At 46.8% G+C, this 6,936-nt stretch carries 7 protein-coding genes; 6 read left to right on the forward strand and 1 reads right to left on the reverse strand.

From position 1 onward, the window contains the following. The first annotated feature begins 316 nt into the window (after nt 1-316). From QUB13_RS30030 to cruG, 6 genes are all read left to right on the forward strand, one after another. Nucleotides 317-508 (forward strand): hypothetical protein, encoded by a 192-nt coding sequence (locus QUB13_RS30030; RefSeq protein ID WP_333388659.1) that lies wholly within the window; start codon nt 317-319, stop codon nt 506-508. Between the two features lie 37 nt (nt 509-545). Next, nucleotides 546-1,871 (forward strand): hypothetical protein, encoded by a 1,326-nt coding sequence (locus QUB13_RS30035; RefSeq protein WP_333113729.1) that lies wholly within the window; start codon nt 546-548, stop codon nt 1,869-1,871. Between the two features lie 35 nt (nt 1,872-1,906). Beyond that, nucleotides 1,907-2,098, forward strand: coding sequence for a hypothetical protein (locus QUB13_RS30040; protein WP_333388662.1), 192 nt, complete (start codon nt 1,907-1,909; stop codon nt 2,096-2,098). Nucleotide 2,099: 1 nt separating this feature from the next. Next, on the forward strand, nt 2,100-2,240 hold the full coding sequence (locus tag QUB13_RS30045) for a hypothetical protein (RefSeq protein WP_333087881.1): 141 nt from the start codon (nt 2,100-2,102) through the stop codon (nt 2,238-2,240). Nucleotides 2,241-2,404: 164 nt separating this feature from the next. Then, on the forward strand, nt 2,405-3,343 hold the full coding sequence (gene cruF / locus QUB13_RS30050) for a gamma-carotene 1'-hydroxylase CruF (protein WP_333388664.1): 939 nt from the start codon (nt 2,405-2,407) through the stop codon (nt 3,341-3,343). Nucleotides 3,344-3,898: 555 nt separating this feature from the next. Next, nucleotides 3,899-5,083: a 2'-O-glycosyltransferase CruG gene (gene cruG, locus QUB13_RS30055; RefSeq protein ID WP_333388667.1), complete on the forward strand. Its 1,185-nt coding sequence runs from the start codon at nt 3,899-3,901 to the stop codon at nt 5,081-5,083. An 89-nt stretch (nt 5,084-5,172) separates the two neighbouring features. Here the strand turns inward: cruG and QUB13_RS30060 are convergent. Next, nucleotides 5,173-6,936 (reverse strand): choice-of-anchor D domain-containing protein (locus QUB13_RS30060; protein ID WP_333388670.1); only part of this gene is annotated, 1,764 nt, incomplete at its 5' end.

The raw sequence follows: 6,936 nt of genomic DNA on the forward strand, positions 1-6,936 counted from the left end.
AATTAAACTTTGGGCGGATTCATCCCCCAAAGTTTGTCCTTAAGAATCCCCGTGTCTTTAGACCGGGGAGTGTCAAAGGGAATTTTTAGCTGATCTCTAGAGCGGGAGGGGTATTTTTATGCTGCGTTGAAATCCCATTTGTCAGCAAAATTTTTCCAGGGCGGGTTTTCCGACTGGGATCGCCCCAAAAAATATTAACAGCAGAGTTGGAAATTGGCGCTTTTTTTTTGACTATTAGCCATAAAATTAAACTAATTCAGGACTCATATCGTATTCGGATCGATTGACAAATCTAAGATTCGTTCGTAGTGTGGACTTGAGTCCGCTCCTAAAGTTCGTAGTGCGGACTTTAGCCCGCTCCCAGAGTTGGTACTCTTGTACGCAATTCAACGAATCGTTTTGTGATGGCAATCGATCGGACACGATACCGGGCATCGATCGCATATTTCTGCGATTTTTCGCAATCTGGGCGATCGATCGCAATCGAGTCCCACAATTGTTAATCTAAATCCTCTCATTCAAAATCGGTATTACTTGTGGATGAAATGTTGGAAAAAGCTTGGACGCTCAAGCAAAATTTAATTGACTTTGTGATGGATGCTGAAGGAGATTTAGCAGTAGCTTTGGAAGCTTTTGCAGCAGCTCGATCGACTGGTGAACGCTATGATATTGCTCAGCAAAATCAAGTGATTGACAGTTTTACCGTTGAAGGTAAAGTCGGAGATAAAACGCCGATCGACATTTTTATCGAAAGTCAGCCGGATTTAACCCAGAGCGAGCTCGGTTTGCTAGAAAGTTGGCAGCACAGAAGCTTCCCTGCATTGTTTGAGATTACTCAAATTTCCCCCGACAGCTTGGAACTGATGAACTGGCTGACGGCCAAGCACTACGCTGTCAAGCCCAACAGCGCTAATTTCCTCGAACAAATGTCTCGCTTAAAGTTAGGAGAAATCTTGCGGGCTCGGATTGCGCCCCTCACCGATGACTGGTGGATACTCTCGGGCCCTGCGATTCAGATGGGGAAATTGGGCAAGCCGAAGTTGGCTGTGGCGATCGGCAATTTCAAGCAAAATTACAAAAATAACCTGTACAGTGACGCGCCGGAACTGTTAGAACAAGCTTGGAAGTCGGTAGAAAAGTACGACGAAGATTTTACCGAATTTTTTGGTAGCGACGAAGTGACGCTATCGGGATATCACCTGAATAAAAAGTTGGCTGAATTTCAGGAAGTAATCACTAAAAAACACCTAGCTGAGATCGGCGTTGATGAAACTAAATCTCTGGCGGATATGGTTGAAGATGCTGGAGTCGATCGAGAAGAGGTCAAAGCCGCGGCCATCGCAGCAGCAGGCGCGGATGCTAAAGCCGTTGAGGTAATGCTCGACAGCAATGCTAGTTCAAAAATGGTAACGCCGAAAGTCGAATTGCCCGATCGCTTCAAAAAAGCCGAAAAGGTGACAGCACTTTCTCATCCTCGCTGGGGGCAAACTTTTTTGTCTACCTACGCTCAATTTACCGAAATGCTGGCAGCAGAGGACTTTTCAACCATTCCTGGTTATGAAAAGTTGGTTCGCAGCTATCTTGAAGATGCTGCAATTAATGCCTGGATTTGGCAGCGGTTAGCGAAAGTTAATCCAGCGAAATTAGAACAAATTTTGCAAACTGTGTTGCAGCGGACTGATTTTGCGATCGAGACTGATTTAGATTCTTTACTGCAAGAGTTTAAAAAACCCTTAGAACCAGAACTCCCGGAAATTGCCAGCGTTCCCCTGCACCTGAACAACTTATTTCAGCAAGCTTTAGGCGAAGTTAACAAGTCAAAGTCCAAACCGCAGGACAAAAAGAAAAGCTCTAAGGGTTTTAAATCCTGACCCACATCTGGCACTAATGCCAAAAATTTGGAGGGGTGGCTTTACCAATAATCCATTCGGGAAAACCAGAAATTCAAATATTATGGTTGATTACCATAATAAAAACTGATCTGTGCCGAATACAAGTCTTGGGCATGAGGGCGGACGGTCGTCCCCACTACGAACTTTGGGTGGACGGTCGTCCGCACTACGAACCTTATTTATTGTTGTCGATCGACCTGACATGATTTGACAGGCCGCGGGCGGGACGATCGCACTGCATCGGCAAAATTCTGGATCGTCGGGGAAAGCGAACTCCTAGCTGCCATTGACTTCGCTGGCGATCGCTCTGCGGTTGGCCCGGCTGGGTTCCCAGTTGCTGATTTTTAATTGGGGTGGGGATTCTGTATAATCGGGTTCGCGATTGGGGCGATCGCAGTGTATTCAGAAAATTCTGATTTTCCCAGTTCGTCTTTGTTTTTTGTTAAAGATGTTAAAGATTTGTAAACTGTTAGGGGATGCTTTCTGCATCTAATATTTTTTCGAGGAGTCCCATGAAGCAACTTTTGATGGCTGAGCGCTTTTGCTTGATAGCCCACGTCGTGTCAATGGCTTTTGGATTGGCAGGGCTGCTGCTGATTGTACCCAATCCTGAATTAGTGATGAGTTTACCGCCCGCCGGACAAACTCTGTTCCAATGGGGGATGGCTGGGGGTGGAGTAGTTTATATCATTTTTGGTGCAGCAGCGGTTGCTATCTATGCCTATCGGACGTTGGGGTTGGGTGCAACTCTGGCATTTTTGGTGCCTTCTGTGTTTTTGTCCTTAAGTAGCGAGTTGTTGGGAACGAGTACGGGTTTTCCCTTCGGAAACTATCACTACTTGAGCGGTTTGGGCTACAAAATTGCAGGGCTAGTTCCGTTTACAATTCCGCTGTCGTGGTTTTATCTGGGACTGGTTTCCTATATAATTGCTCGCGCTGGAGTCGGTGGCGGTAAAGGCCAACTCAACTGGGTGGGCCAAATCGGGGCGATCGCCTTTGGTTCTTTGCTGCTGACAGCTTGGGATTTTGTACTAGATCCGGCGATGAGTCAAACTTCAGTACCTTTTTGGGAGTTTGAAGAACTTGGGGCTTTCTTCGGGATGCCTTACCGCAACTTGGCGGGCTGGATGGGTACTGGAGCGCTATTTATGTCAGTAGCAGCTTTCTTGTGGAGAAAAACGTCGATTAAATTAGATCGATCGGAAATGGGTTTGCCGTTAATTGTTTATTTGGTAAACTTTGCTTTTGGAGCAATTATCACTGTAACTTCCTTGGATTCTCGGTTTTGGTTCCCGACATCCTTAGCTGTGCTTCTGGGTGTAGTTCCGGCGATCGTTTTAAGCTGGCTGGCGAAACCTGCAGCAAATGACTTAACAGAAGCAATTCCGTCTTTGGAATCTGCTCTGAAAGCTGAAATTCCTTCTCAGCGCGTCGGTGCTTTGCGTAAGTAAGCAGCCCACGCGCAATCGCGGCTGATTTGGCAAAATTTTACACGAAATTTTGAGCTAATTTAAAAACCCGGTTTCTACAAGAAACCGGGTTTTTTCAGCTAGAGATTAGCAGTAGGGCGCCTCATAAAAAGTAATTCTCAAGTCTCATATTCTGTGCGGTTTACCATAATAAAAACCTTTGGTAGTGCGGACTAATTTGATTACTGTCGCTCCCCTGTCCGGGGGAGCATCTGAGTTTTGCATTGAGCGTGCGAGCTTAAGAACTCGCACGCTCAATAAAAAAATGCTTTGTGCAAAACACCAGATGCTCCCCCGGACACTCTCTAAACTCCTAATTTAATTCGCTTTACACCATTTATTCCAAGCGTGCGTCTGTTGGGAAATAGTGAATTTTTTCCGACAATTTTCGCTAATGCACCCTACTGTACTGTAAGATGCTTAAAGCTAAAATTTGATTAAATTTTTCAAATTAATACTACCCACAATTCGCAATTCCGAATTCTTCAATTTAAAATCTAAAATCTAAAATCTAAAATCCATCAGATCGCCCCTAATATGCCAAATCTCTTGACAAGCATCCTACCTGTCGCCATCCTGCTGCTGCAATTACCCGCCGCCGCCCTTTTAATGTCGCGGTTAATTAAAGGCCCGTCGCGCATTCCGCCCCTGGAACCGGAATCGCCGACGCTGGACTTGTTAGGGGCTTGTACTGCGGTGGTGCCGACTTTGAACGAGGCCGATCGAATTTCGCCTTGTTTGGAAGGATTAACTCGCCAAAGTTACGAGCTCCGAGAGGCGATCGTAGTTGACAGCTATTCGGTAGATGGCACCGGAGATTTAGTCAAAGCTGCGGCCCAAAAAGACCCTCGGTTTCGGTTGATTAACGACGATCCGCTACCGGCAGGCTGGGTGGGGCGGCCCTGGGCGCTGAATTGGGGTTTTTTGGCAAGTTCCCAGAAGTGCGAGTGGATTTTGGGGATAGATGCGGATACTGTGCCGCATCCGGGTTTGATTGCGAGTTTGCTCAAAACGGCGAAAGCTGGAAATTACGATCTGATTTCGCTGTCGCCGCAGTTTATCCTCAAGTATCCGGGGGAGTTGTGGCTGCAGCCTGCTTTGTTAATGACTTTGGTTTATCGGTTCGGGCCGACGGGGACTGGCGGGGATGTGCCGGAACGGGTGATGGCGAACGGTCAGTGTTTCCTCTGCAAGCGCGAGGTTTTGGTGGCGTTAGGGGGCTACGAGGTGGCAAAAGGTTCTTTTTGCGATGATGTGACTCTGGCTCGCTATGCGGCTGCTAAGGGCTTTAAGGTGGGTTTTTTGGATGGGGCGAAGGTGTTGCAGGTGCGGATGTATGAGGGGGCGATCGAGACTTGGAATGAGTGGGGGCGATCGCTCGATTTGAAAGATGCTGCTTCTAGCGGTCAAATTTGGGGCGATTTGTGGCTGTTGCTGGCGGTTCAAGGTTTGCCGGTGCCGATCGTCCTGTGGTATTTGTTGTCTGGTTCTGTGCCTGCTGTGGGGGCGTTTCCGCAGTTTTGGCTGTGGGGATTGAATGTATTTTTGGTGGCGGTGCGATCGGCTTTGTGTTTGGCGATCGCCCCAAGCTACGATACAACTCAGGCTTCTGGTAAATGGCTGTTTTGGCTGTCACCTTTGGCCGATCCGCTGGCGTTTTTGCGAATTCTAATTTCTGCGTTAAATCAACCTACTCAGTGGCGCGGCCGCAAGTATGAATAATAATTAAATTTTGGTTAGACCTTTTAAAATTGGTAGAAGTGCGATCGCCCTTTGTGGATTTAATGGGCGATCGTACTTTTCATTCTTCCCTAAACCAGCATGAAGTTAGCCGCTGTAATCGAATTGGCACTCACTCCAATCATCACACCTAACTCTTCTCCTGTCAAGGCATTTTTGATAATTGTACCCTGAGTATTTTGAGTTATTGCTAACTGGCTAAAGCTCAAACTTCCGCTTAGTGCGATCGAATCTTGACCGCTTGTAAAATCAGCAATAATATCAAATCCTTGACCAGATTTTAGTACAAAGATATCATTGCCGCTACCGCCAATCAAACTATCATTCCCTAATTCTCCGTAAAGGATATCATCACCTTTTCCACCTAGGAGAGTATCGTTATCTTCCCCGCCGTAAAGAGTATCATTTCCTTCGCACCCTCCCAGGATATCTGCGCCTTCGTCACCGCTGATCAAATCGTTACCTGCGCCGCCGCAGATGGTATCCGAGCCCTGATTTCCTAACAAATAATCATCTCCCTCACTGCCTAGCATTATGTCATCACCTTTGCCTCCAAATAAGCTGTCATTACCCTTACCGCCGTCGATGAAATCATCATTTCTGTTCCCATAAACGATGTCGTCACCTTCGCGGCCATTTATGGAGTCATTGCCTTTGCCCCCGAAGATTAAATCGTTGCCCAAGTCCCCAAGAATAATGTCATTATTTTCATCTCCAAATAAGATGTCTTCACCTGTGCCGCCGCTGATAAAATCATTGCCTTGATTGCCGTTGAATATGTCGCTGCTATCGCCACCATATAAGTTGTCATCCCCGGATTTGGCATCGAATATATTGCCATAGTTGCTGCCAAGAAATTCATCATTTTTGGCAGTGCCTATTTGAATGCCCGGTACACCGAGTATGGTGTTTTCAACTGAATTCGGTTGGTTTAAATTGGGATAGTCAATTGTGTCACAGATGCAGTCATCGTTGGGGATGTTGTTGGTTGTTGGAGTTGGTGTTACCGCAGGTGTTGGCGTGGGTGTTGGCGTCGGTGTTGGTGTCGGTGTTTCCGCAGGTGCAGGTGCAGGTGTTGGCGTTGGTACTGGTGCAGGAGTTGGTACTGGTGCAGGAGTTGGTACTGGTACTGGTGCAGGAGTTGGTACTGGTGCAGGAGTTGGCGTTAATACTGGTGCAGGAGTTGGCGTTGGTACTGGTGCAGGAGTTGGCGTTGGTACTGGTGCAGGAGTTGGCGTTGGTACTGGTGCAGGAGTTGGCGTGGGAGTTGCTGTGACTGATGCTGAAATCGGGAAATCAAAGGGATTTTCATCCGTATCATTATTGACAAATTGCAGCGTACCTGTTTTATTTCCGGCTGTGGCTGTATCGACTTGAACTTGCAGGTTAGCACTTGCACCTGCTGCGAGAGTTGTCGGTAAATTTCCGACAATGCTAAATCCGGTTGGTAGAGTAGGATTGCTGAGGTTTAAAACTGCTGTACCGAGATTTTTTACGGTAAAGGTTTTGTTGAGAGTCGCGCCAATTAATGCACTACCAAAATCAATTGTACTTGCAGTACCATCAACTATATCCGTTGTGCCGTCTAATACTTGAATTTCTGGTAAGGGCGTGGCTGTGACTGTGGCTGAAATCGGGAAATCAAAGGGATTTTCATCCGTATCATCATTGACAAATTGCAGCGTACCTGCTTTATTTCCGGCTACTGTCGTATCGACTTGAAGAAGCAAATTAGCACTTGCACCTGCTGCGAGAGTGGCCGGTAAATTTCCGACAATGCTAAATCCGGTTGGTAGGGTAGGATTGCTGAGGTTTAAAACTGCTGTACCGAGATT

This window comes from Microcoleus sp. B4-D4 (genome assembly GCF_036705185.1).
Classification (GTDB): Bacteria; Cyanobacteriota; Cyanobacteriia; order Cyanobacteriales; family Microcoleaceae; genus Microcoleus.